The organism is Nitrobacter sp. TKz-YC02 (genome assembly GCF_049852135.1).
Taxonomy (GTDB): Bacteria; Pseudomonadota; Alphaproteobacteria; order Rhizobiales; family Xanthobacteraceae; genus Nitrobacter; species Nitrobacter vulgaris.
In genome coordinates this window covers 3535672-3559319 of record NZ_CP180728.1, presented here as the reverse complement: position 1 = coordinate 3559319, position 23648 = coordinate 3535672, and the positions used below count along the sequence as shown (strand labels likewise).

At 58.7% G+C, this 23648-nt stretch carries 25 protein-coding genes and 1 pseudogene; 17 read left to right on the top strand and 9 right to left on the bottom strand.

The genetic code is table 11. The features are described 5' to 3' along the window. Positions 1–14: 14 nt before the first annotated feature. Positions 15–236: a hypothetical protein gene (locus ACM561_RS17100; protein ID WP_425909806.1), complete on the top strand. Its 222-nt coding sequence runs from the start codon at positions 15–17 to the stop codon at positions 234–236. A gap of 161 nt (positions 237–397) precedes the next feature. On the opposite strand, the gene ACM561_RS17095 is transcribed toward ACM561_RS17100, so the two are convergent. Together ACM561_RS17095 and ACM561_RS17090 are read right to left on the bottom strand one after the other, a co-directional pair. Then, complete coding sequence (locus ACM561_RS17095; RefSeq protein ID WP_425906643.1) at positions 398–667, bottom strand: hypothetical protein; 270 nt, start codon at positions 665–667, stop codon at positions 398–400. Between the two features lie 347 nt (positions 668–1014). Then, positions 1015–1680, bottom strand: a complete 666-nt coding sequence (locus ACM561_RS17090) for a DUF2270 domain-containing protein (RefSeq protein WP_425906641.1) — start codon at positions 1678–1680, stop codon at positions 1015–1017. Positions 1681–2177: 497 nt separating this feature from the next. On the opposite strand from ACM561_RS17090, the gene ACM561_RS17085 reads away from it, so the two are divergent. The 9 genes from ACM561_RS17085 to ACM561_RS17045 all read left to right on the top strand — a co-directional run bounded on the left by ACM561_RS17085 (position 2178) and on the right by ACM561_RS17045 (position 8327). Further along, the gene (locus ACM561_RS17085; protein ID WP_425906639.1) at positions 2178–3545 is read left to right on the top strand and encodes a glutamine synthetase family protein; all 1368 of its coding nucleotides are present in this window, start codon (positions 2178–2180) and stop codon (positions 3543–3545) included. An 84-nt stretch (positions 3546–3629) separates the two neighbouring features. Next, positions 3630–4802: an iron-containing alcohol dehydrogenase gene (locus ACM561_RS17080; protein ID WP_425906637.1), complete on the top strand. Its 1173-nt coding sequence runs from the start codon at positions 3630–3632 to the stop codon at positions 4800–4802. A gap of 3 nt (positions 4803–4805) precedes the next feature. After that, the gene (locus tag ACM561_RS17075; protein WP_425906635.1) at positions 4806–5636 is read left to right on the top strand and encodes a type 1 glutamine amidotransferase; all 831 of its coding nucleotides are present in this window, start codon (positions 4806–4808) and stop codon (positions 5634–5636) included. Next, the gene (locus ACM561_RS17070) at positions 5633–5863 is read left to right on the top strand and encodes a hypothetical protein (RefSeq protein ID WP_425906633.1); all 231 of its coding nucleotides are present in this window, start codon (positions 5633–5635) and stop codon (positions 5861–5863) included. The genes ACM561_RS17075 and ACM561_RS17070 overlap by 4 nt, the downstream gene beginning before the upstream one ends. 66 nt (positions 5864–5929) lie before the next feature. Then, positions 5930–6151: a hypothetical protein gene (locus tag ACM561_RS17065; RefSeq protein ID WP_079445982.1), complete on the top strand. Its 222-nt coding sequence runs from the start codon at positions 5930–5932 to the stop codon at positions 6149–6151. Between the two features lie 14 nt (positions 6152–6165). Continuing rightward, positions 6166–6579: a hypothetical protein gene (locus tag ACM561_RS17060; protein ID WP_425906632.1), complete on the top strand. Its 414-nt coding sequence runs from the start codon at positions 6166–6168 to the stop codon at positions 6577–6579. An 82-nt stretch (positions 6580–6661) separates the two neighbouring features. Continuing rightward, positions 6662–7147, top strand: a complete 486-nt coding sequence (locus ACM561_RS17055; RefSeq protein WP_425906630.1) for a cupin domain-containing protein — start codon at positions 6662–6664, stop codon at positions 7145–7147. A 357-nt stretch (positions 7148–7504) separates the two neighbouring features. Beyond that, the gene (locus tag ACM561_RS17050) at positions 7505–7702 is read left to right on the top strand and encodes a twin transmembrane helix small protein (protein WP_425906628.1); all 198 of its coding nucleotides are present in this window, start codon (positions 7505–7507) and stop codon (positions 7700–7702) included. A 178-nt stretch (positions 7703–7880) separates the two neighbouring features. Further along, positions 7881–8327, top strand: coding sequence for a universal stress protein (locus tag ACM561_RS17045; protein ID WP_425906626.1), 447 nt, complete (start codon positions 7881–7883; stop codon positions 8325–8327). Positions 8328–8411: 84 nt separating this feature from the next. Here ACM561_RS17045 and ACM561_RS17040 read toward each other — a convergent pair whose 3' ends face one another. The 3 genes from ACM561_RS17040 to ACM561_RS17030 all read right to left on the bottom strand — a co-directional run bounded on the left by ACM561_RS17040 (position 8412) and on the right by ACM561_RS17030 (position 10383). After that, on the bottom strand, positions 8412–8702 hold the full coding sequence (locus tag ACM561_RS17040; RefSeq protein WP_425906624.1) for a hypothetical protein: 291 nt from the start codon (positions 8700–8702) through the stop codon (positions 8412–8414). A gap of 464 nt (positions 8703–9166) precedes the next feature. Next, a complete protein-coding gene (locus ACM561_RS17035; protein WP_425906622.1) occupies positions 9167–9655 on the bottom strand; it encodes a peptidoglycan-binding domain-containing protein in 489 nt (162 codons plus the stop codon). A 482-nt stretch (positions 9656–10137) separates the two neighbouring features. Next, positions 10138–10383 (bottom strand): hypothetical protein, encoded by a 246-nt coding sequence (locus ACM561_RS17030; protein WP_425906621.1) that lies wholly within the window; start codon positions 10381–10383, stop codon positions 10138–10140. A 792-nt stretch (positions 10384–11175) separates the two neighbouring features. Here ACM561_RS17030 and ACM561_RS17025 point away from each other — a divergent pair. The 7 genes and pseudogenes from ACM561_RS17025 to ACM561_RS16995 all read left to right on the top strand — a co-directional run bounded on the left by ACM561_RS17025 (position 11176) and on the right by ACM561_RS16995 (position 20213). Continuing rightward, the gene (locus ACM561_RS17025) at positions 11176–11505 is read left to right on the top strand and encodes a hypothetical protein (protein WP_425906620.1); all 330 of its coding nucleotides are present in this window, start codon (positions 11176–11178) and stop codon (positions 11503–11505) included. Positions 11506–11613: 108 nt separating this feature from the next. Further along, positions 11614–12963 carry a radical SAM protein gene (locus tag ACM561_RS17020; RefSeq protein WP_425906618.1) on the top strand — a complete coding sequence of 450 codons (1350 nt, stop codon included), beginning with the start codon at positions 11614–11616 and terminating at the stop codon, positions 12961–12963. A 31-nt stretch (positions 12964–12994) separates the two neighbouring features. Then, positions 12995–15235 carry a TOMM precursor leader peptide-binding protein gene (locus ACM561_RS17015; RefSeq protein WP_425906617.1) on the top strand — a complete coding sequence of 747 codons (2241 nt, stop codon included), beginning with the start codon at positions 12995–12997 and terminating at the stop codon, positions 15233–15235. A gap of 66 nt (positions 15236–15301) precedes the next feature. Further along, a pseudogene (locus tag ACM561_RS17010) lies at positions 15302–15449 on the top strand (ATP-binding protein); the annotation flags it as partial. A 793-nt stretch (positions 15450–16242) separates the two neighbouring features. After that, the gene (gene pseB, locus ACM561_RS17005; protein ID WP_425906615.1) at positions 16243–17244 is read left to right on the top strand and encodes a UDP-N-acetylglucosamine 4,6-dehydratase (inverting); all 1002 of its coding nucleotides are present in this window, start codon (positions 16243–16245) and stop codon (positions 17242–17244) included. Beyond that, positions 17241–18398, top strand: a complete 1158-nt coding sequence (gene pseC / locus ACM561_RS17000) for a UDP-4-amino-4,6-dideoxy-N-acetyl-beta-L-altrosamine transaminase (protein ID WP_425906613.1) — start codon at positions 17241–17243, stop codon at positions 18396–18398. Before pseB ends, pseC begins: the two co-directional genes overlap by 4 nt. Positions 18399–18530: 132 nt before the next feature. Then, complete coding sequence (locus ACM561_RS16995) at positions 18531–20213, top strand: hypothetical protein (RefSeq protein ID WP_425906611.1); 1683 nt, start codon at positions 18531–18533, stop codon at positions 20211–20213. A 19-nt stretch (positions 20214–20232) separates the two neighbouring features. On the opposite strand, the gene pseI is transcribed toward ACM561_RS16995, so the two are convergent. The 4 genes from pseI to ACM561_RS16975 all read right to left on the bottom strand — a co-directional run bounded on the left by pseI (position 20233) and on the right by ACM561_RS16975 (position 23642). Further along, positions 20233–21285, bottom strand: coding sequence for a pseudaminic acid synthase (gene pseI / locus ACM561_RS16990; RefSeq protein WP_425909804.1), 1053 nt, complete (start codon positions 21283–21285; stop codon positions 20233–20235). A gap of 157 nt (positions 21286–21442) precedes the next feature. Next, on the bottom strand, positions 21443–22165 hold the full coding sequence (locus ACM561_RS16985; protein WP_425906609.1) for an NUDIX domain-containing protein: 723 nt from the start codon (positions 22163–22165) through the stop codon (positions 21443–21445). Next, positions 22159–22821, bottom strand: a complete 663-nt coding sequence (locus ACM561_RS16980) for an HAD family hydrolase (RefSeq protein WP_425906607.1) — start codon at positions 22819–22821, stop codon at positions 22159–22161. The genes ACM561_RS16985 and ACM561_RS16980 overlap by 7 nt, the downstream gene beginning before the upstream one ends. Continuing rightward, on the bottom strand, positions 22821–23642 hold the full coding sequence (locus tag ACM561_RS16975) for a class I SAM-dependent methyltransferase (RefSeq protein WP_425906605.1): 822 nt from the start codon (positions 23640–23642) through the stop codon (positions 22821–22823). The genes ACM561_RS16980 and ACM561_RS16975 overlap by 1 nt, the downstream gene beginning before the upstream one ends. Between the last annotated feature and the right edge of the window lie 6 nt (positions 23643–23648).

Here is a 23648-nt window from a genome sequence, read left to right as displayed (position 1 = left end):
AATACGCCGAACGGCTGATCGGATCGATCCGCAGGGAATGCATTGATCATGTCGTGGTATTCGGCGAACGCCATCTGCGTCACGTGCTGTTCTCGTACATGAGCTACTACAACGGCACGCGCACCCATTTGTCATTGAACAAGGACGCGCCGAAATCACGCGCCGCCGAGATAGTGGGACGCATTATCTGCCATCCGATCCTGGGCGGACTGCATCATCAATATATCCGGATTTGATTTGCGATAAGGACAGGCGCCTCCGCGGCTAACCTTTTTCCTTTCGACGCTCTCCCAGCAAACGGGTGACACGCACTTCGTGCAGGCGACCTTTATCCCCTAGAAAAGAGGCTCTACGTAGCAGAGCCTCTTTGAGAATCGTTCGCGTGTACGCGGGCAGGTCAGTTAAGGCAATCAAAAGGGAGGATGGAGACAGTTTCGCCGAGGCTGTTGAGGACGGTGACGCATATCCCTTTGCCAGTCAGGTCGGGCGTTGCCTCGAGCATATGGCGGGCCAGGGCGGTTCCGTACCTAAGCGCTTCTTCAAGGCTCTCCAACGCGGCCTCGATCGGTTTTGAGTGATGAGCAAAGTCGGTAAGGACATAGCTGAAAATCTGCATGATGAGGGAATCGTTCCTTTCAAGAAGTGCACCGCTGCCGACGGCCGGCAATCGCCTTTCAGTTAGTAGGAAAACCGAATAGCTCAACCTCTGCCGCGCAAAGAAAAGCCCCGGCCGAAGCCGGGGTCTGTGTATCGCTGCTGCTGTTGATCTTATTGCGGAACCGCCTTGGTGCCTTTCTTCGCACGGTCGCTCCCCATTGCAGCACGCGCCGCCCTGCTGTCGCGGATGCGGTCAGCCTCCTTGTGGAGGGTAACCATGTCCCGCGACAGGCAGCCTTTCGTGTGCGAGCTCTCGATGTCGGAGAAGGTGCTATCGAGCTGTACGATGAGATCTTCCAGCCACCTGACGTACGCGCGTATGGCATTCGCGGGGTTGGGCAGCGCCCCACCTCCTGCTTAACCCATTGCCACCTTGGCGTCGTGTTGGCGTTGGTCGAGCCACAGCGTGCCGAGCGCGAGCACCAGCCAGCCGAAATAGTAGGCAAAGCCTGTCATCAGAACGATCCAGCCGGGAATCGGTCCGACGGCGGCGCGATCGGAATATTCGGCCAGGGTCGCCGCAGACGTCGGATGGATGGCTATCTTGCCGTAATAGGCGATTGCCTGGATGGCGAAAATCCAGACGTAGTTTCGACGCAAACGCCGCCCAGCCGCGCGGACAAACGAAATGTGGTGGCGTGGCACCGTGTAGTCGCGCGCGAGAATCACCTGCCAGCTATCGTCGCGCGCTTCACCGGTGAATATTGGCGCATAGAAATTCATCTCCAGCCAGCGAGTCCGGGCGCGCCAGACATTGAAATAGCGATAGCGCCGCGCCTCCATGCCGAGAAACACGGCAAACAGCAGCCCCACCAGTACAAGGGGCAGGGGTGACGCCTCCGGGCTCGAAAAGGTCGTCGACAACGCGATGCCCATCGTGACGATCGACCAATTGGTCGTGTTGTCGAGCCGCGTTCGCCAGATCGTCGAGCGATAGACTTCGCCGCGGTACAGATGCGCGATGACGCCCATTTCGGCGGAATTGAAAGTGTGTCGGGGGGGAGGTAATTCGCTGGGAGACATGGCGTGACTCCGGTTGTCCAAACAACATTTCCGCAAATCACCGGCGTTGACCGGGGGAGTTCACATCATCGACGCCGATGAATCCAATGCCGCAACTATGCTTGCCCTGAGCCTGAATTACCAGCATCAGGTCCAAGAATAGCGGGGTGGGCTTTGTCACGTTAGCGGATGATAGGTGCGACAAATCCAGCATTCAATCGCGATCACGCCGCAGCTGTCCCTATCGGAAACCTAATCCGGCTGGCACGTGAGGCGGAATCGCGCGATGCTTCTGTCTTATGAGAGAAGCTTGCACCCGATCATTTCGCCAGTTTAGGCGATTCCGTCGCATCATCAACTCGGATGAGGTTTTCGGCACACACAGGCATTCTGATCGGTGGGTCTGGCCCGTATGATAGCAGGTTGAAGATTCGGCCGCCGCTCTGCTTCAGCAAGGAAAATGCGGACATGTTCGTCACGGCGTGTGAAGATGAGCTGTAGGAACCGAGACCCAGTCCATGGATGCGAGAAGCGTAAAGAGTGCTGAAGATGCCCGTGCGCTGATCGAAGCGCGCCGTCTGTCCCACGTTAAGCTCGGCGTGGTCGATCTCGACGGCGTCATCCGCGGCAAGTATCTGGCGCGGGACAAGTTTTTCAACGCGCTCGAATCGGGGTTTAAGTTCTGCGATGTGATCTTCGGCTGGGACTCTAGTGACCAGCTCTATGATAAGTCGACCTTCACCGGCTGGCACACCGCATTTCCGGATGCGACCGCCCGCATTGATCCCACCACCTGCCGCGAATTGCCGACCGAGCCGGGCATGCTGTTCTTTCTCGGCGAGTTTGATGACGCGGCAGCGCAGCTCTGCCCGCGGCGACTTCTCAAGCGCGTGATCGATCGGGCGACCAAGATGGGATTTACCGCCACGGTCGCTGCGGAGTTCGAGTTCTTCGTCTTCGACGAGACACCACACAGCGTCAGGGAGAAGAACTTTCGCGACCTGAAGAACCTTACGCCCGGCTGGTTCGGCTATTCCCTACTGCGTTCGTCGGTCGAGGCGGATCTCAATCGCGGGCTGCTCGCGCTATGCGACGAGATGGACATTCCGCTGGAAAGCTTTCACACGGAAACGGGGCCCGGCGTGCTGGAAGCCGCCATCCAGTACACGGATACGCTCGCGGCCGCCGACCGCGCGGTCCTGTTCAAGACCTTCTCCAAGGTATGGGCCGAACGTCAGGGCAAGATGGTGACGTTCATGGCCAAATGGTCGAACGCCTATCCCGGCCAGTCCGGCCATTTGCATTTGTCGCTGCGCGGTGCCGATGGCAAGCCGGCATTCCACGAAAGCGGCCGTCCGGGCTACATGTCCGACACCATGCGTCATTTCGTCGGAGGCCAGCAGGCGCTTCTGCCTGAACTTCTGGCCATGGTCGCGTCGACCGTGAATAGCTATTCGCGACTGATCCCGGGTTTCTGGGCTCCGACCGACGCCACCTGGGGCATCGAAAATCGTACCTGCGCCTTGCGCGTGATACCGGGATCGCCGTCGAGCCAGCGCGTCGAATACCGAATCGCCGCTGCCGACATCAATCCGTATCTGGCCATCGCCGCTGCGCTCGGCTCGGGGCTCTGGGGCATCGAGCACAAGATCGAGCCTGATGAGCCGATCACCGGTAATGCCTATGACATGAAGCATGCAGCTGCTCGCGCGTTGCCGCGTACATTGTCGGAGGCTGCGGATCGGCTTGCCGGATCTGCCATTGCCCGAGAATTATTCGGCGAGCTCTTCGTCGAGCATTTTGCCATGACACGGCAATGGGAGGAACGCGAATTCCGCAAGGCGATCACCGATTGGGAACTCGCCCGTTATTTTGAGATCATCTGAAACCCGACGCTTCCAAGAGCGATATCGTGAACGATGTCCCGGCCCAAATCATATCATCTCCGACTGAAGCATTGAGAGCCGTCCATGCACGTTCAAATCACTGGAGCCTGGAATTTTCCGACGCGCGTCATTGCGGGGCCCGGGCGCATCGCCGAGTTGCCGGATCTCTGCCGGGCTCTTGGCATCACCAGGCCATTGCTTGTCACGGATGCAGGACTCGCCAAGTCTGACATGATCGCGAGCATCGCACGGCGCGTGCGCGAGGCGGGAATCCCGATCAGCATCTTCTCCGATGTCAAAGGTAATCCGGTCGAGTCCAACCTGACGGCCGGCGTTGTGGCGTTCAAGCAGGGTGGTCACGACGGCGTTGTCGCGGTCGGCGGCGGCTCGGCACTCGACGTCGGCAAGTGCGTGGCGTTCATGGTGGCCCAGTCGCGGTCGGTCTTTGATTTCGAGGATGTCGGCGACTGGTGGACACGGGCCAGCACCGACGGTGTCGCCCCCATCATCGCGGTGCCAACCACCGCCGGCACCGGCTCTGAGGTCGGGCGCGCAAGTGTGATCACTCGCGAAGACACGCACGAAAAGAAAATCATCTTTCACCCCTTGATGATGCCGAAGGTCGCCGTCGAGGACCCGGAGCTCGCGGTCGGCCTTCCGCCGTTCCTGACCATGGCGACGGGCATGGATGCGCTGGCGCACTGTTTCGAGGCCTATTGTGTGAAAGCCTTTCATCCGCTCGCCGATGGTGTGGCGCTGGAGGGCATCAAGATCGTCGACACCTATTTGCCACGCGCCGTCGCTGACGGTAACGACCTGGAAGCTCGCGCCTACATGTTCGCGGCGGCGTCGATGGGAGCCACGGCTTTCCAGAAAGGGCTCGGCGCGATCCATTCGGTGTCGCACCCCGTCGGCGCACGATACGATACGCACCATGGTCTCACCAACGGTGTCATCTTCCCCTACGTCATGGTGTGCAACAGGAAAGCTATCGCCGACAAGATCCCGCACATTGCCCGCGCACTCGACCTGCCGGGCCGTGATTTCGATACTGTGCTGAACTGGATTATGGCCTTGCGGAAGAATCTTGGGGTACCCCATACGCTGGCGGAGCTCGGCGTCAAGGAAGCAGATGCCGGAACGATTGCGAAAGATGCGGTCAAGGATCCGACCGCTAGCGCCAATCCCAGGTCACTGACCGAAGCCGAGTTCGAGCAACTCACGCTAGCCGCGATCCGCGGTGACATCGGGGGATAGGCCTTGCTGCGGTTATTGGTTCTTGAAGGCAACCCTCCATCCGGCCGCCGCCGGATTGCGCAAACTGCGGGGGCGACTCCGGGCGAGAGCTACGCCGATCTACTCCGGACCCTGGCCCCCCAAGCGGTGGTCGATATTTATCTTGGAACTGACGAAAGCGCTTCGCCGCCTCAGCCAATCGATGCCTATCATGGCGTTGCCATCACCGGCTCGTCGCTCAACATTTACCAGTGCGAAGCCGAGTCGATGCGGCAGATCGAGTTTGTCCGCGAGGTCTTTGCTCGCGGGGTTCCGATGTTCGGGTCGTGCTGGGGATTGCAGCTTGCGGCAGTGGCGGCAGGAGGGGAGGTTGGGCTCAATCCCGCAGGTCGGGAAGTGGCATTCGCGCGCAAGATCACGCTGACCACGGAGGGGCAGCTACATCCAATGCATGCGCGTCGCGCCGCGGCATTCGACGCGCCGGCCATCCATAGCGATGTCGTTACCCGTCTTCCGGCGGACACCGTCATCACGGCACGAAATGCGATCTGCGAGGTGCAGGCAGCGGAGATCCGCTTCGGACGGGGCGTATTTTGGGGAGTGCAGTATCATCCGGAATATCGTCTGCACGACGTTGCCTCCGTGATCCGTCGTTACGGCCAGACCTTGGTCGACGAGGGCTTTTTCGCTGATCTTGCTGAACTCGAACGATATGCAGCCGACCTGTCCGCGCTCGAAGCAGACCCAAAGCGGCGTGACATCGCATGGCGTCTCGGACTGGACGCAGATATTGTTAGTGACGCGATACGCCAGACCGAGCTTGCGAATTGGGTCTCCTTTTTGGAGTGCAAATGAAAGACCTCCGCGATGCCGAGCAGCTGATCGGATCGATCCGCAGGGAATGCGTTGATCATATCGTGGAATCTGGCGAACGCCATCTGCGTCACGTGCTGCTCTCGTACATGATCTACTACAACGGCACGCGCACCCATTTGTCATTAAACAAGGACACGCCGAAGTCACGCGCCGACGAGACAGCGCGTAATCCAAATTTTGGGTTCGCGACGAATCTATTTTCTTGAAGTTCCGCAGCTTCAGCCGGATAATTGATCAAGGTCCTTGGCTATTTGCATCCGAGGAGGACGATCATGGCAATCCAGATCGTGATGGACCGTACCGGCGACAGCCGGAACTTTTTCAATGCGAATGACGCACAGGAACTGGCTAAGGCGGAGCAGCGATTTTGCGAGCTGACGAAGGTCGGCTTCACCGCCGCGGTCCGGACCGGTGCGGGGCAGGTCTCGCAAATCCGATCGTTCGACCCGGACGCGGAAGAAACCGTGTTCTTCCCCAGGCTGGTCGGCGGGTAGAAACGGTCAGCGCCATGTCGCGACTTCCACCATGCGAACGCTCGCGTATAAGAGCCGTAAGGGCGCTTTTCATCAGACTTGGGGCCGAGCGAACTGCGGAGGGCCGGTCTTTGCGGCTTCTGCGGGAGTGGCTGTCACCGGTGCAACGGATGCAGTTCGCGGAAAAGGAATACTTCGAAGTCGTCGGTGGCGACACGGGCAGGCGGTATAGGATTTATCCCGGCACCATGTCGAACGTCTTCGAGGTCGACGAAACAGGCCACCCGAGGCTAGGGCTGTGTTTTCGAACAATGGGTGAGCTGCCGATCGGTGACGTGATGCTTGCCCAGAAGATCGCGTTGGAAAACTGCGAGAGTAGCGTTCTCGCGGTGGCCAGAAGTTTCGTTCCCGGCATTTTCATGTTCCGGCGAGGCAGGCTTCTCGGCTGAAAGCAGTCTGATTTGAACTTTCGCTTCTGCGCCGGGCGCGTAGCCGTTCACGGGCAGCGCCTATGTCAAAGGAGAAGCCACAATGAATCGGCATACTCTTCTCAACATTGTTGCGACAACGGCTATCGGACTCACAACGCTGGCAGGCAGCGCCGTTGGCCAAGAGACAGGCGAGCACAAGTTGTTTGCGCCCCAGGACATCGTGTGGGGACCAGCGCCATCATCCCTCCCGCAGGGTGCGCAGGCGGCAGTGCTGTATGGCGACCCGGGCAAGGAAGGTCTGTTTGCTCTTCGGCTGAAGGTGCCAAAGGGCTATCACATTGCGCCGCACACTCATCCCAAGCCAGAGATCGTCACCGTGCTCTCGGGAGCAGCGCGGCTGGGAATGGGAACGACAGACGATCACGACAAAGCCCAGGTTCTTCCCGCGGGTAGTTTCTTTGCTATGCCCGCTCGTTCGGTGCACTCGTTCTTCGCCGACGACGCCACGGTTATTCAGCTCAACAGCTCCGGTCCATGGGGCATCAACTACATCAATCCAAAGGATGATCCGCGTCCGAAGATGTAATAGCGGGATCAACGCCGAAGGTTTGCGGGCGGGCTTGCCAAGAGCGCGACCTCGTTGCGTCCGCCCCGCGTGTCGCGGCCGTGACCTGCTGAGGAGTGTCTTTGGTCTCGCACGAAAAATTTGGGACTACGCTCTCCGACGGGGTATGGCTACCCAGCGGATAGCGTCATTCATGCCGATGTTGGCCGCGCTTCAAAAGCCATTCGGACGGGCGGCCGCGAATAGTCTTGCAAGAGCGAGTTTAGGGCCGCGTAGGGCGTTTCTATAAGGCTGTAGGCCAAAGAACGAGCGGTTGCCCGGAACCACTCCCGTCTCACTCAGTTACTTACATTAAGCGGGCGTGAGATCGCTATCACCATGACGCTGTTTCTGAGCAACGTTTTGATTCCGATCGCGGTGGCTGCGGTCGCTGCCGTACTGCTCATGGGCCTGATCACCATGATGCGCGGCGGTAGTCCCAACCTATCGCAAAAGCTTATGCGAATGCGGGTTCTCCTTCAGTTCATTGCGATTGCCATCACAATGACAACGGTCTGGATGGTGGGACAGCAATAAGTTCGCGACTGGTGAGTCTTTTTGTCTTATCGGGCCCGGACCGCTTTCGGCTCTAATTACTCAACAACCCCCGCTGCTCCACTTCAACCTCTGCCAAGAACCGTCGTATCCGGCTTCTTGCTGAGATGAGATGTGATGATTATGATTGGCCCAGAACTTTTGAGTGCGGAGCGGTACTATGTACACTCACATTCTCATCTCCACTGACGGCTCCGAACTGGCACAGAAAGGTGTCGACCATGGTCTGTCGCTGGCCGATGAAAACGGCAGCAAGGTTACAATCATCACTGTAACGGAGCCATTTCCAGTTCCCTCCATCAGCGCAAGCGGATGGGGTATGGCGGGAATGGACCCGGATCGGCTTAAAGATGCCAACACACGGCATGCACAAGCTATCCTTTCCGCAGCGAAAGCGGCGGCAGAAGAAATGGGACTGACGGTCGAGACACTCCATATCCCGAATGCCTTACCGGCCGCAGCTATCGTTGACGCGGCGAAGACGCAGGGGTGCGACCTGATCGTCATGGCCTCCCATGGGTACCGTGGGATCAAGCGGGTTCTTTTGGGCAGCCAGACTGCCGAGGTTGTTGCTACTGCCCATATTCCGGTTCTTGTGGTCCACTAGCCCCACTTTAGTGTCCTGGCACGGAGCGCATGTCATGATGCATTAGCCGGCGTAGATGTCTCGTCTCAAGCTGTCCAGACTATCTTACGTCCCGAGCATTACGCCGGACACGGCAACAAGGCCCAATCCAATGACCATTGCTTGCCACAAACGCTGCTGGTGAGCGGAGCGCCGGTCGTGGAAAGCCAGCCAGTCGCGTACAAATCCAGCGGGAACATCGAAGACAACTGCAGGCTCATCGCCATGATGGGTCTCGTGTTCGCTGAATATCATTCTGACGTTCGGCACGCCCAATCGCTCAAGTTCGCAGTACCAGCGCCAAGCGCGCTCACCGTTAGTCCAGCGATTTTCGAAGGGAACAATGTGTGATTTCATGACGAGCCTCCGTAACAGCTCACTCAGAACCTCACGTTCCTTAGTATAGCCCGTTTTGCAGCGGGACGCGAGCTTTGGCATGATCGTTTGCCGAGGCGCGCTGCAATGCGGTAATCGGCCTTGCACCGATCGCCCGTCGGTTGTTGATTTTGGCCTCGAATAATCACCGCGCTCAAGATCGCCGTCAGAAACAGAGAATTCCGCCGGAGCGGGGTTTGGGGACTAGCTAGGCTGCTTGAGCGTGGGGGAGGTGGCGGTCTTTGTCCGCTCACATCGCCGCCGCGTTCGTGGATTCCACCGTCAATCAAGCTAGGACCTAGACATGTGTTACGGGTCTTAAGAATAAGGCGGCAAGTGGCAGAATCACGCAAGTGAGCGGCCATGCGTACCACGCTCCCTGAAACATGGTCACGAGAGAAAGGGCGCCTATAGCAATAGGCCCAACTATCTTGAGGCTAGACGAGTCATCTGCGGAACAGTCCGCCCACCGCACGCCCTACGCCGTGCACAGCGCCGCCGATCGCGCCGATTGGACCGCCGACACCACGCGAATAGCGAGCACGGCCCCCAGCGCGACGACGGTGTTGATGGCCAGATTTGCCAGCGCTCGCGCCGGTGTCCGTTAGTACCTTATGCTGGGTGGCGTTGAGGAAGCCAGTCGTAGGGTAGCCGTTTTTCTCCTGCCAGCGCGCGATAACGGCGCGAGTCGATTCGTCGAACTTCCCATTGATCTTGGTGCCGAACCCGAGCCTGGTTAGCCTACGTTGCACTTCACGGCGCTTTGTTTTGGTGAGGCCGATCTGTTCCTCGGTCTTCTGAGTCGCTTCGTCGGTAGCGATCGCCGTATCGGCAGGTATCAACGTCTCGCGAGGCGTGCTGCTCAGACCAGCCATAGCAAAGTGCGCGCTATTGATGATCGCTAGAATAGACAATGCTAGGATCAAGGCGCGCATGCCTTTTCCTTCGCCCCCAAGTCCGCCGATGGTTCGGTCTAGAAAGTAGGAGACATACCGCGCCGTCTGAACCATCAAAATCCGGCGACGCCATTCCGCTTGGTCGCGGGGTAAACTGTTGTCCGCCGCAGACGGTTCCATAGCCTCGCGCCGATTGTCACGCCGTATTGCACGCGGGGGCAATGGGAATGGCACCGCCCTTGGTCCTTCGGGGTCAACCTCAAAAACGGCCAGAGCCTCAGGTTCCCGAGATGTGATGCTTGAGTCCGTTTGTGGCCCTTTTAGGAACTGGCGCGATGTCGGATTTGAGGCATGCCCGATGGCCACGCAAGGCATAATCCAAAGAGGTTCGTGTTGAACGCTGGCCGGAGGCGACGGCGGTCATCCCTCGATGATCGGCGGACTCCAGCAGAGCATATCAGCCTGCCGACGACACAGCTCTCGCCAGGCTCGGATAGGTAATCCCACCCATAAACATGGTTTCATTGCGCACTCTTCGAAGACTTTCCAGCTTCAGGCGACTTAGTCACAGCCCATGGATCGTACTTTTCCTTGGAATCGGGAATGCGTTTGAGAGCTTCCTGATAGGCCTTTTCGTCGACCTTGGGCTTATTGCCTGCGGCTGCAGGACCGCCGCCCTTATGCCCACGCTTGCCGCCTCCCATCTGCGCCTGTGCAGGCACTGCCAACAACGCCAGCACCGCCACTGCCATCACCAGAAACCTCATCGCGAGCTGTCTCCCTAGCCGTCGCTTGGCGCAAGCTAATTCTCAGACAGCTGCTCGTAAAATCGGGAACGCCATCTGTCGGGAGCTTATTGAAAGCGCCGACGGACTTTCATGCCGGCCCGAGATTACGAAACTCCCCGAACCGCGGCGCAAGACTGCTCTGCTTTGACAACCGGCGACGTGAGCTGGTTGAAGGTTTCGCATCCGGCTGGCAATTGAGGGCGAATCGCGCAATGCTTCGGTCTTCTGAGAGAAGCTTGCAGCCTGGTCTGGTTGGCGCTGGTCGGATTGTTCCGGTCGAGGGCCTCCAATCCTGGATGGCCTGCATCATCAATATATTCGGATTTGATTTGCGACAGGCACAGCTGAAGTCATCAGAAATCTTGCCGCGGCGAGGACAACGTTTGCAGATTGCGTCTGATCAGCGCAGGGAGATCGCGAATCCCAAAGCGGTGCCGTTCGTCACCGGCGCGCGACCGGCACCGCAGACATCCACAGCCCAACTGCTTCAGCTAGATCACCACCTCAGCTGTGCCCAACTCCCGAAGACAGCATAAATAAATCTACGCCGGGGCCGATCTTTACCGAGCAGGTGATGCGCCCGCGGCACCGGTCATTACCTCGGCACCTCCGTCGCCGCTACACTCGCCGTGGTGCTCAACGAACGGGGCTGTGTTGATCTCGATCACGTCGCCGAATTGCTACAGCGTATGTCGAGGGCATCATTTTAACATTTAACGCACTAAATCTGATCATGGGGCATCACAGCTTGATCATAAGTAATCGCATATAATGGAGCGGTCCATCACGGAGCACAACGGTGCCGGTTTTGGAGAAGATTATTTATTTGTTTCGGCTCCGGGTGCGATGGGCGTCTTTCAATTTGAAAGGATTGCCAAAATGGCCGAAGAACTCGATTCTGTTATCGAAGCCCTTTCTAGTGCCAAGCTGAGTCTGAGCAAGGCAGTCGAACAAATGACAACCGGCACGGCGGCGTCGAACCTTTCCGAGGCTCAGTTGAGCCGGCTTAAGGCGCTGTCGGACCAGAACACCGGTTGTCAGAACAGCGGCTGCGGCGGTGCGGAAGCTGCGCTGGCGGCGAAAGCCGGGGGCCGGAAGTAAGTCCGTTCGCCTCGTCCGGCGGAAGCCAATGTTATTCCGCCGGACGTTTCTGATGCGGGTACGCTGCTCGGTTTGATAACCGTGCTTAGCTGCTAATGAGGCCCGATCATGCAGAAGCTATCCTCATATGTTGTCGCATCACCTATATTCTCCGAGGATAACGCACCCCTTCTAGTGGTTCTCGCCACCCGGACGGGCGCCGTTTTCGAGTTGCCGCTATCGATCTGGCAAGTCTTGCGGTTGGGCGCATTCGAGAAACTGAACGCCAAGACCCGGACCGAGCTGTCGGAAGCGGAAATACTCGTGCCGCAGGCGGAGGACGAGCTCGCCGTTGTGTTATCGCGCAATCGGGAGGCGATCCGGACCAATACTCATCTGAATTACGTAATCCAGCCGACCGCGCATTGCCAGCTCGGCTGTGGCTACTGCGGCCAGACGCATGAGCGAAGAAACCTCAGCACAGAGAACGAGACGGCCATTCTGCGGGACGTTCGAGACAGACTGGATGCCGGGAAGTTTGCAGAGCTGAATCTCTGCTGGTTTGGCGCCGAGCCGCTTTCGGGGCTTGTGCAGATGCGCTCCCTGACGCCCCAGCTTCGCCGAATTGCGGAAGAAAGGAATGTTGAATACCGGGCGAGCATTGTTACCAACGGATTGGCAATGTCACGGAAGATAGGCGCTGAACTAGTGAATGCACTCGGGGTTGTGTCTATCACCGTGTCGCTCGATGGAACTGCGATGTACCACGACCGGCGACGGCATACGAAATCCGGTAAACCGACTTTCAACCAGATCCTTGCGAACCTCGTGGCGCTGGCGGATACGATCGGCTCCGATCCGGTGGAGATCAAGGTCCGCTGCAATGTCGACCGGGAGAATTCGCCCGATGTTGTACGGCTGCTGCAGCGCCTGCATGACGAGGGGCTGCACCGTGCGGTCCAGTTCTATACGGCGCCGATCCATTCCTGGGGCAATGATGCCCATCGGCGGAGCCTTGACCCGGAGGACTACGCCCGCATGGAGCTGTCCTGGTTCGTGGAGATGAAACGGCTGGGCTTTTCGGTGCCGCTCGTCCCCAAGGTGCAGCATGTCGTCTGCCTTGCGGTGCAGCCGCAGGGAGCCCTGGTCGATGCGCATGGCACGCTCTTCAACTGCACCGAGGTCTCCTATGTGCCGAGCTACGGCACGCCAAACCGATTTGCCATTGGTGATGTCATGAGCGGCGAGCGAGGCACGACGCGCGACGTCCTTGGTAGCTTCAACGATCAAGTTCAGAGCGGCGCCTTCGGCTGTAGCCGCTGCCGAATGCTTCCTGTCTGTGGGGGCGCATGTCCGAAGGAATGGATCGAGGGCCGAGTGCCCTGCCCCAGCTCCAAGCGCAATATGGCGGAACGGCTGCTCCTAGCGGCGGCTTTCAGTCGCACCGATTCGGCGACTGATCCGGCCGAGGCTGCGTAAGCGGTGGCGTGAGCCGGTTCGGAGAACGGTTATGCGGATCACGCGGGACCGTATTCATCTGGAGCCGGACGGGGTTCTGCTCATCGGCGTAGCCGGCCCGATCCTGATCCGGAGCGAAACGGTCAGGGAGATGATCGAGGCGCTTCTGGACTCTGCCGATCCGACTTCTGGTGAGGTCTACGGGATTCGGCCGCACGGCGGCCGAATGGACGCCTGTTACACTGAACTGACCCAGTTGCTTGAGATAGCGGGCGTGGCGGATGCTGGAAGTGTTGCGACGCAGGCGCCGCGCCCACGCGAGGGCCACGTGCTCATTGCTGGCGATGCCGATTGGGTGCCGGCCTTGGCCGAAGAACTCGCCCATTCGGGGATAGCGCACCTGTCGTTCTGGTATCCTGAGCCGGGTGGCAATTGCGACGCGGCAACCAGTCCGGAGGCTCTGTGCGGTAGGATCAAAATCATGGCCCCGGAATGCATCGCCCGCTTGCACGCGTGCGCCGACGGAGAATGGGACTTACCTTCGGATGTGGACCTCGTCGTCGGCGCGCTGGCCCCGGTCAGAGTCGGGCGGCAAGTCGAGCTGGAGCGCGCTTGCCGCGCTGTCAGGATCGCCTTTCTCGGGGCGGAGATCGTCGGCACGCGGGGCTGCATCGGCCCGATCTCCCTTCCAGGCACCGCGGGTTGCTGGCTCTGTGCACGTCAGCGGCGCCGTGCGCATAACCCCGATCCCGAGGCGGTGGGGCGCGCCGATCGTCTGACGGTTGCGAATTACCCACCTCTGCCGTGGGACGTGGCGCGGTCCTTCGGGCAATCGGTTGCGGTGGAGGCTCGGCGCTATCTCCGGTCGGCCGCTGAAACGTCGCTGCGCGCGCATGTGCGGATCGTCGAGGTGCCCGGGCAGACCTCGGTGCGCCATGGCTTCGTTCCGATGCCTTGGTGCGAGACCTGTGGAACGGATGGTCCGGCATTGCCGCGGCCGGACCTTTCGGCCACCGCTGACGAGCCTAACGTAGAGACGATCCGAACGGCGTTCCGGGACTGGATCGATCCGGAAACAGGGCCGATTGTCGGGCCGGTCCTTCGGGAGCTGCCGCAGTTCGCACGCAAAGCTTTTGTTGCGGTTGCGGAGATTGCCCCTTTCTGTGCGTTTCGAACCGATCCCACCCTACCGGAGCCGGCCTCTGGCAAGGGGATGACGGAAGGGACAGCAATGCTCAGCGCGATCGGGGAAGCGTTCGAAAGATATGCCGCCTCACGCTGCGATCTTGATGCCCTGGTCCAAGCCCGTATGGCCGAGCTCGATGGCCAAGTGCTCGATCCGCGTCGGGTTGGAATGTATGATGCGGCGCAATATGCCGCCGAAGGTTTTCCGTTCGCGCCTTTCGATCGCGAGGCAGTTCATTTTTGGAGGTTGGCGAACAATTTGCGAACCGGGACGAAGACGTGGGTACTGGCCAGTCAACTGTACTACAAATTTCCGTCCATGTTTTCGGATTTCGTCGCGCAGGTCACCTCGAACGGGCTAGCCGCTGGAGCGGACTTGGAAAGTGCAACGATGCGGGCCGTTCTGGAGCTCATTGAGCGGGACGCGGTCATGGTCGCGTGGCTCTGCCACGACCCGGGGCGCCAACTGCCGCTCAATCTCTGCGATGCCGAGACCCGCGACATCGCCGGCGAACTGATGTCCGCGGGCGCTTCTGTCGCATTTTACCTGCTCGAGGGCGCAGGAAAGACTCCGGTGGTTCTGTGCACAACCATGGGAGACGGACGGTCATGGCCCGGCCTATCCGCCACTGCGGCGGCGCATCCCTGTCTCCGGCATGCGGCCCGAGGGGCGATGCTGGAGCAGGCCGTCTCGGGCTTCGGTCTGATGAAGATGCTGCGAGAGGGAAGTGGACCGCGGCCAATGCGTCCGGAGGAGGTGCGCTGCGGCCAGTTTCTCGACCACGCTTGTTATTATTTGCCTAAACGAGAGGAAGAGTTGGCGTTTCTTCGAAACGCGCCGAGCTACGAACCGGAGGTGGAGAGCCATGACGAGCCGATTCCGAGCCTTACTGAATTGGCGGCCCGTCTGGCAGGCGATGGAGTCGAGATCGCGGTGGCCGACCTTACCCCGCCCGACGTGGCGAGCGCCTCCATCCATGTCGTCCGCGCCGTCGCGGCAGGTCTACAGCCACTCCATTGCGGTTTCGGAATGGAGTTTCGCGGAAGCTGGAGGCTTCGACATTGGCGGAGGAAGGCGCTGAACCCGGCACCACACCCATTCTGCTGACCGAGCCGGCTGCAAGCAGCGGCTTTTGCGATGGTGGTACGCTTGATGTGTGACGCTCGGCCAATCTTATCTCGGCCCCTCCGCGAGCTGCTGTTCGAGGCCTTCAGCCAGCTACGAACGCGGCGCAACGCTGGTGACCAGCAATCTGCCCTTCAATGAATGGACGTCCGTCTTTGGGTTCCAACGTCTCACTGGCGCGCTCCCCGACCGGTTACAAGCGGAGCGCACCAGCTTCTGCAGCGCTTCCACGTCGTCGGGCAGTGCGGCGAGATCGACGTTCATACGAGAAGAATCTAACTGACTCGCACCGTTCTCGCCGCATTTCTTGCATCATCGAGTCAATCGGTCGCGGATCATCCGGCAATTGCCGGACGCCAGCGTTGCTCGGGCGCGCGCCAATCTACACCTTCGATTAGCAGCGACGGCTGTGCCGAGGTCAGTGACAGCGTTTCGCCAAGTGTAATGCTCGGCGGCCACAACGTCACAGCAAATCCGACAGCGGAGTGGATTGCGCGTCAGATAACAGAGGCCTTCCCTTGGGATGATGCCCCAAAATGCCTCATCCGCGATCGGGATCAAATCTATGGCGCGGTCGTCACACGCCGACTGCGCGCCATGGGCATCCGGGATAAGCCCACTGCACCAGCTTCACCTTGGCAAAATGGCTTTGCCGAACGGCTGATCGGATCGATCCGGTGCGAGTGTTGGGACCACATCATTGTCTTGGGCGAGGTGCATCTGCGCCGGGTACTCAAATTTTATGCCGAATTACAACCGTGTCAGAACCCATCGATCTTTGGACAAGGATGCGCCGGCTTCCAGGCCAGTTTACCGAACCGGTGTCATTTGTTCACACGCCATTCTGGGCGGGCTGCATTACCGCTACGCCCGTGTTTAAGTTTTCGGTACACACAATCACTTGCCACTTCGTTGATTTAGTCTGACCGTCCCGTCATTGACATCGCGCGGACTTCGGTTACGCCATTCCCAGGTAAAGAGAGGTCCAAGTGTTCAACGGCAAATCCGTGTTTGTTTCCGGCGGTACAGGCTCCTTCGGGCGCAAATTTGCGAATATATTACTCGAACGCTACGACTTGGCGCGCCTCGTTTTCTACTCACGCGATGAGCTCAAGCAATTCGAGATGCAGCGGGAAGTAAACGCGCCCTGTATTCGCTGGCTAATTGGCGATGTGCGTGATCGCGAGCGGTTGATCGAAGCGACGCGTGGGATCGACTATCTCGTTCATGCTGCCGCTATGAAGCAGGTGACAGCATCTGAATATAATCCAATGGAGTGTATCCGCACCAACATTCATGGCGCGGAGAACATTGTGGCAGCCGCGCTTGCCAACGACGTTGAGCAGGTGGTCGCGCTCTCAAGCGACAAAGCGGCTAATCCGATCAACCTGTATGGCGCCACCAAGCTTGCATCGGATAAACTGTTCATTGCTGCCAACAATATGGCAGGCAAACGACGTACCGCCTTTTCGGTCGTGCGCTACGGTAACGTTGCCGGCTCGCGCGGATCGGTCGTCCCATTTTTCGAGAAACTGATAGCGCAAGGCGCGACGTCATTGCCCATTACCGACGCCGCCATGACTCGTTTCTGGATCTCGTTGCAGGAAAGCGTCGACTTCGTTCTGAAGTGCTTCCAACGTATGCATGGCGGCGAAATCTTTGTACCGAAGTTGCCGTCGATCCGGATAGTCGACCTTGCAACGGCGATTGCGCCGCACCTGCCACAGAACTTGATTGGTATCCGGCCGGGCGAAAAGCTGCACGAGATATTGTGCCCTGCGGATAACAGCCATTTGACGCTTGAGTTTAGTGATCATTATGTAATGCGGCCGTCGATCAAGTTCCACGATCGCGGCTATGATTATTTGGAGAACCGTCTCGGTGAGACTGGGGTTCCTGTAGCGCGGGGTTTCGAGTACAACTCCGGTACAAACCCCGTCCGTTACTCTGTGGAACAAATCCGGGAATTCTATGAACGGACCAAGACATGATTCCCTATGGTCGTCAGGACATCTCTAGCGCCGATGTCGAGGCGGTCGTCGAAGTCCTTCGGTCAGACTTCCTAACCCAAGGACCGATGCTCCCTAAGTTTGAGGAGACGTTGGCGCGGACAGTCGACGCGCCTGAAGCCGTAGCCTTTTCCTCAGCAACTGCGGCGCTGCACGTCGCTTGTCTTGCGCTCGGGCTCGGCCCATCGGATCGACTCTGGACGGTGCCGAACACCTTTGTGGCCTCCGCCAACTGCGGTCTCTACTGCGGAGCGATCGTCGATTTCGTCGATATCAATGCTAGGACCCGAAACATGGATGTCGAGGCACTAGCCACCAAGCTCGAAGCGGCCGAGCGCGACGGCACCCTGCCGAAGGTTGTCGTTCCAGTGGACTTCGCCGGTACTTCCGCAGATCTTGCCTCTATCCGCCGGTTGGCGGACCGATACGGCTTCCGCATCCTTGAAGACGCGAGCCATGCCATTGGCGGATACTATCAGAATAGGCCCGTCGGTTCGAGCGAACTCGCTGACGTTACCATTTTTTCCTTCCATCCCGTCAAGATTGTGACAACAGGAGAAGGCGGTGCGGCGACCACGCGTTCTGCCGAGATCGCCCATCGCATGCGCCTGCTGCGCAACCATGGCATTTCGCGCGATCCCGCTGATATGACCGCCGTTCCCGAAGGCCCTTGGTACTACGAGCAGGTGATGCTCGGCTTCAACTACCGTATGACCGACATTCAGGCGGCGCTCGGCGTGAGGCAATTTGATCGCCTCGCCGAATTCGTTGCTCGGCGGCACACGATCGCGGCGCGTTATCACGAAGGGCTTGCCGGTCTTCCCGTGATTCGCCAGTTCGTGCCGGAGGGCACTCTCTCGGCGTTGCATCTATATGTCATTGAACTGGATGAAACCGTGCGATGTACTCGCGCCGAGGTTTTTGCGGCGATGCGCTCTTCAGGTATCGGCGTCAACGTCCATTACATCCCGGTCCATCTACAACCATGGTATCGGGCCTTGGGATTCTCCCGTGGCGATTTTCCGACTGCCGAAAAATACTACGACTTCGCACTAACGTTGCCTATTCATCCAAATTTGAGCGCTGAACAGCAAGATTACGTTATGGAACGGTTATCCCACGCGCTCGGAACTTGAGGATCTAAATTGTTGTGTTTTGAGATTCCGGGGTCGACTGGACCCTCAGATGGAGATCTGCTTATAGAACGTCACTTTTTCGGTTTGCGATCATAAATTTAAAGAACAGATCGCGAGAGATTTTCGTGCACGATGAACATTAGCGAGTTTCTGGAAGAAAATCGGCGATTCTGGACATCCTTCAGCCCGCCCAAGTCTGACTCACCCAAGTCTGATCGCATCATAATTCTCGACCTTTATCACGATGCCAACGTGCACTCCCACTTGTTCGCAAATTGCGTCATTGCGAAGTGCATACAGCACATATGGGGAGGTGAAATCGTCGGGATTTTCGCCGATGATTTTGGTGATGTTGGAAGGGATGATGTTCGAAGGACAGACGTTGAAGCGAACCTGGCGCTCGTTCGCTCGTTTGGCGTCAATCGCTATTACAATATTTCCGAATTTCGCAATCGTCTCCTGTCTGATCCGGTTTGGTCAGCCAATGCAGAGAGTGACCTTCGCAAGCGACTGCAAGGCAAGTCGGGATCCTCGCTCCGGCAAGCAATTCGCTCACTGTCAGAACCGCAATCCCCACGATGCGGCCTTCTGATTTACAATGAATTTCTGAGACGATTTGGCTTCGGCACCATCGACAATCTGAGCGACGAACTGATCGCAGTTGCAAAGCTCGTGTTGGCCGACTACGAAGCCCTTCCCATGATGTTTGGAAAGTCTCCGGTTCGAGCGAGTGTATTGGGACACATTTGCTATTCGGTATCGGGACAGCTGGCTGATTTTGCGGCCATGCACGGCGCGTCTACATTCCTAGTAGAACAGTACATCCCGATTGCTGTTACGCGATATCGGGATCTGACCGACTTGTCGTCCGGTCTCCCCGGCGACTGGAAGGAGATGCTGGAAAGGTACGTTTTCGATCAAGCTTTACTGGATGATCCCAGGCTTGACCTGTTCGGCGGCGCTGTTGAAGGCACGCTGGCGCGGACTATCGAGCCGCTATTGAACCGTGATGTTGTTGATCAGCTGCCGGCTTCTCGCGAGGCATTCCTTGAGAGCTGCGGTGTCAACCCCGAGAATCCTACGGTCTGTGTATTTTCGCATGTGTTTCAGGACGCTCCGCTGACGCGGCCCAGGCAACTCTCGGACGATTACTGGCAAGCTGTTGTCGACGTCGTTGATCTTGCGCGGCCACTGACACGTCTCAACTTGATTATTAAGCCGCATCCGCTGAACGACAGCCATGATTGGAAAGGCTCGTGGGATACGCTGCGTAAATACTGTGCCGACATCAGGAATATCGGATTCGCAGATGGCGCCCTCAGCGCTGGTGAGGTCATGAAGCATTGCGATGCCGGTCTCACGGTTCGTGGAACGGTTCTCTACGAAATGGCCGCGGCTGGACATAGAATGATCGCGACGGGCGAAGATAAGTTTTCTGGCCTTGGTATTATCCAGGAGGCGTCCAGCATGGAAGCTCTGAGGAGTATTCTGTTAGATGTGTCGCGAAAGGCTTGGTCGATGCCGGAGTATCAGCGTCGGCGCGCAGTGGCTTATTCCTACTGCATGCTCCAGGGATTTCGCAGTAAATCGATTTTAATTCCCGATAAGCGCTGGGCTCCTGAAGAATATTTTCGCAGTGCGACGCTGGCGTTGTCGAATTTTAGATTGGAAGAAGATCCCCTCTTCATAAATCTCAAGTCGTTTCTCCAAGATGATCTGCCAATGCTGGTTTCGAAAGAGGCATTTCCCGTGGCCAGTTCGAAGCGGTTTGCAGCCGGGATTAATCTCTTCCAAACTCTGTTCAACCGACGTTAGCGGCGGGATGGCGGGGCTGTCACGCGATCACTGACCACTTTAGCGCTTCACCATAGGCGATGTCGCGCGCGGCGGTGCGGCCGATGACATCGGGTAGATGCTTTGGCGGCAGGCCAAAGCCGGGCCGGATGACGCGGATATTCTCCCTCGTCAGAGGCTCCCCCGCCTTGATCGGCTTGACTGCGTAGATCGAACGGCGAAACCGCATGTTGGCCTTCTCGCTCTGGACCGGGCCATAGCCGACAGATCCGAGCGCCGACCATGCCGACTTGCAATCGTCGACCAGTCGCTTGAACTCGTGCGGTTCGAGCGAAAACGTGGCGTCCGGACCACCGTCGGCGCGCGAGATCGTAAAATGCTTCTCTATGATGGAACCGCCCAGCACGATTGAGGCGACGCAGGCGGCAGAGCCCGGCGCATGATCGGAAAGGCCGGACACGGCGTTGAAGGTCTGGCCAAGATGCGCCACCGTGCGCACATTCGCTTCCTCGATCGGAGCCGGATAGGCACTGGTACAGTGCAGCAGCGCGATGCCGCCGGCGCCGTTGTTGCGCGCTGTTTCGACCGCCTCCTGAATCTCGCCGAGATTGGCCATCCCGGTCGAGATGATCATCGGTTTGCCCCGTTTGGCGACATATTTGATCAGCGGCAGGTCAATCACCTCGAACGATGCGATCTTGTAGGCGGGAGCATCGAGCCCTGCGAGCAGGTCGACGGCGGTTTCGTCAAAGGGACTGGAGAAGATCGTGATCCCAAGCTCACGCGCCTTCGCGAACATTTGCCCATGCCATTCATAGGGTGTGTAAGCCTGCTGGTAGAGCTGGTGGAGCCTGTAGCCGTCCCACAGGCCGCCCTTGATCAAAAACTCCTCGCCATCGTGAGGAATGGTCATCGTGTCGGCCGTATAGGTCTGGATCTTGATCGCGTCAGCGCCGGTGGCGGCAGCGGCTTCGATCAGCTCCAGCGCCTTCAAAAGCTTGCCGTTATGGTTCGCCGACAGTTCGGCGATAATGTAAGGAGGATAGTCCGGGCCGATCTTGCGCCCCGCAATGATGAGTTCCGGGCTCTGCATCACAATTTACGCTCCTGGTGCGAACTGGAAGTCTCGGTTCGCAGCAACGCTGCCGCTTGGCGGAAACGACCGCCTCGGCAGCCGGTTTACGAGGTTTGCGCGGCGCAGATCAAAGCTGCATCGGGGCTGCCGCGGGTTTTGACGATTTTCATAAGTATTACAAGCCGGCTTGCATGAGAGCATCCAGAAGGGCGGCGGAAACAGCGCCCAACGAGCCAGCCCGGTCGCGCCGAAACGCCCTCAACTCCGCGGGTGCAACGATCTCAAGTTCAGAATATTCACGATTCTCAAGCGCCGCGAAGCGGCGCTGGATTTGCGCAGCCGGGGAGGCGGTCGCGAGCATGATTCCGACGTCGGTGACGTGGCTTTGCGGATCCTCGACGAGCGCGACAGCTCTGGAATGCGCCGACAGCTCGGACGCTCCGATGCCGGTTTCTTGCTCGAGTTCGATCAGAATGCACCGTTCGAGGCTCACCTGTCCGGCCGGCCCGACTGCCGCGTCGTTAACGCCGCCGGACGGCACCAGCTCCCAGCACCCGGCGTCCATCTCGGAGCGAGCGCTGCGCCGGCCGAATAAGACGCCATCCGGACAAGATAGGATACCTGTGACGGCGAGCGGTTTGATCTTCAGCGTGGCATGAAGGCTCGGCTCGCGCCGTTGTGCGAGGAAGTAGCGGTACTCCGAAAGCCAGCCGACGATCGTTTTGGCATCACAATAATCGACGCTGAACAATCGCCCGTTGTAGAGATCGTGGGAGCGTAGTTCTTTTTCGCGTTGCCAGATTTCGTCCACGCGAGCCTCGATGTCCGGGCCGATGGTTGGCGGTGCCGCTCCCAGCGTTACTCTCGGCTCCGACTGAAGCAGATGAACATTCAGCATGCCGGTATTCTTCCAAGGAGGTCGGTGAGACGTTCGATGAACACGACCTGACCGGGCCATCCGGCGCGATTGTTCGGTGGCGCCAATGCCCACGTTTTGAGCCCCGCGGCAACTGCCGACATTGCGCCGATACGGGAATCCTCGACGGCATGCGACAGGGCGGCCGAGCAATTCAGCCGCCTCAATGCCGTGATGTAGGGTTCGGCAGCGGGCTTGCCTGCGTTCACCTCATCGCCGCCGACGACATCGTCGATCTCGTCGGCGAGCCCTCCGAATGCGAGCCATCTTTGCGCGGACAATTTAGGTGACGACGTAACTATGGCGATCTTCAACCCACATGCGCGGGCGTGCGCCAGCAATTCATGTGCGCCGGCAGCGGGACGCACGCTCTGCTGCGCCTGCGACACCATGGCCGAGTATTTTTGCAGGAGATCGGCCGGTGTTCCGGGCAGCTTGTGAGCCATCCTCAGCCGTTCGATAATCTCGCCAAGCGGCGGTCCGTTGAGCCGCTGAAACTCGACCTCGTCGCCGCTCGCGCCGAAGGAGGCGAGAAAGGAATAATAGACGTTTTTCAGCGCCGGCAGGCTGTCAGCGAGCGTGCCGTCAAGATCCAGAAAGAGGCCGCCGTGGAGCGGGCTGGTGTTAGTTTCCAGCATCAAGGTTTCCGACAGACAAACATCCGGCCTTGCCCAAATCCGCCGAATGCGTTCGATGTCTCCGCCGATACCGCTATGTTGAGCAGGGTTGCTGCATGGACCAGCGGATGGTCGTAATCTACGGTGCCCCCATTGATGGCCGGGACCAGCACATAGAGCATCAGGTCGTGGAGCGAAATGAAATCCTCGATCTCGACCTCAAGGCCGAGTGTTTTGAGGTGCGGCAGGATGCGTGTTTCGTCGAAGAACAAGTTGAATGCGGCGGGCGTGCGCGCGGGCAGGTCCAGCAGGGTGCGGCAATGATTTTGCCGATCATAGGTCGCCATCGAATTCTCGATCATGATCAGATGACCACCCTCTCGCACCCTTGCGGCAAGGTCGGTGATGGCACGCATCTGCAGGTCGACCGATTCGATGTTAATCAGGCAGCGATCGGTAAAAACGACATCGTATTGCGCCCGCAATCCCGAGGCCACCGAAAGCTCGAGCGCATTGCCGATTCGGAAGCTGGACCTGTCCTGGAAGCCGTTGGCAACGGCGGCTTCACGCGCGGCGTCGATCATTTCCGCGGTATAGTCGATGCCGTCGAGTTGCATGCGCGGGAATTTTGCGGCAAGGCCGAAGCAGTTCAAGCCATTGCCGCAGCCGACTTCGAGAACGTGTGCCGGCGTATCGCCGAGCCCGATCGCAGACATCCGGCGCGCCAATGCGTCGATCTCGAGCATTTTCGCGGTTCCGGTTCTGGTGGTGGCGCCGAGCGCGGTGCCGAATTTCGATGCCCAGTCCCGCCAATGAGCCTTGACCTGCTCGGGATCCATCATAGCCCT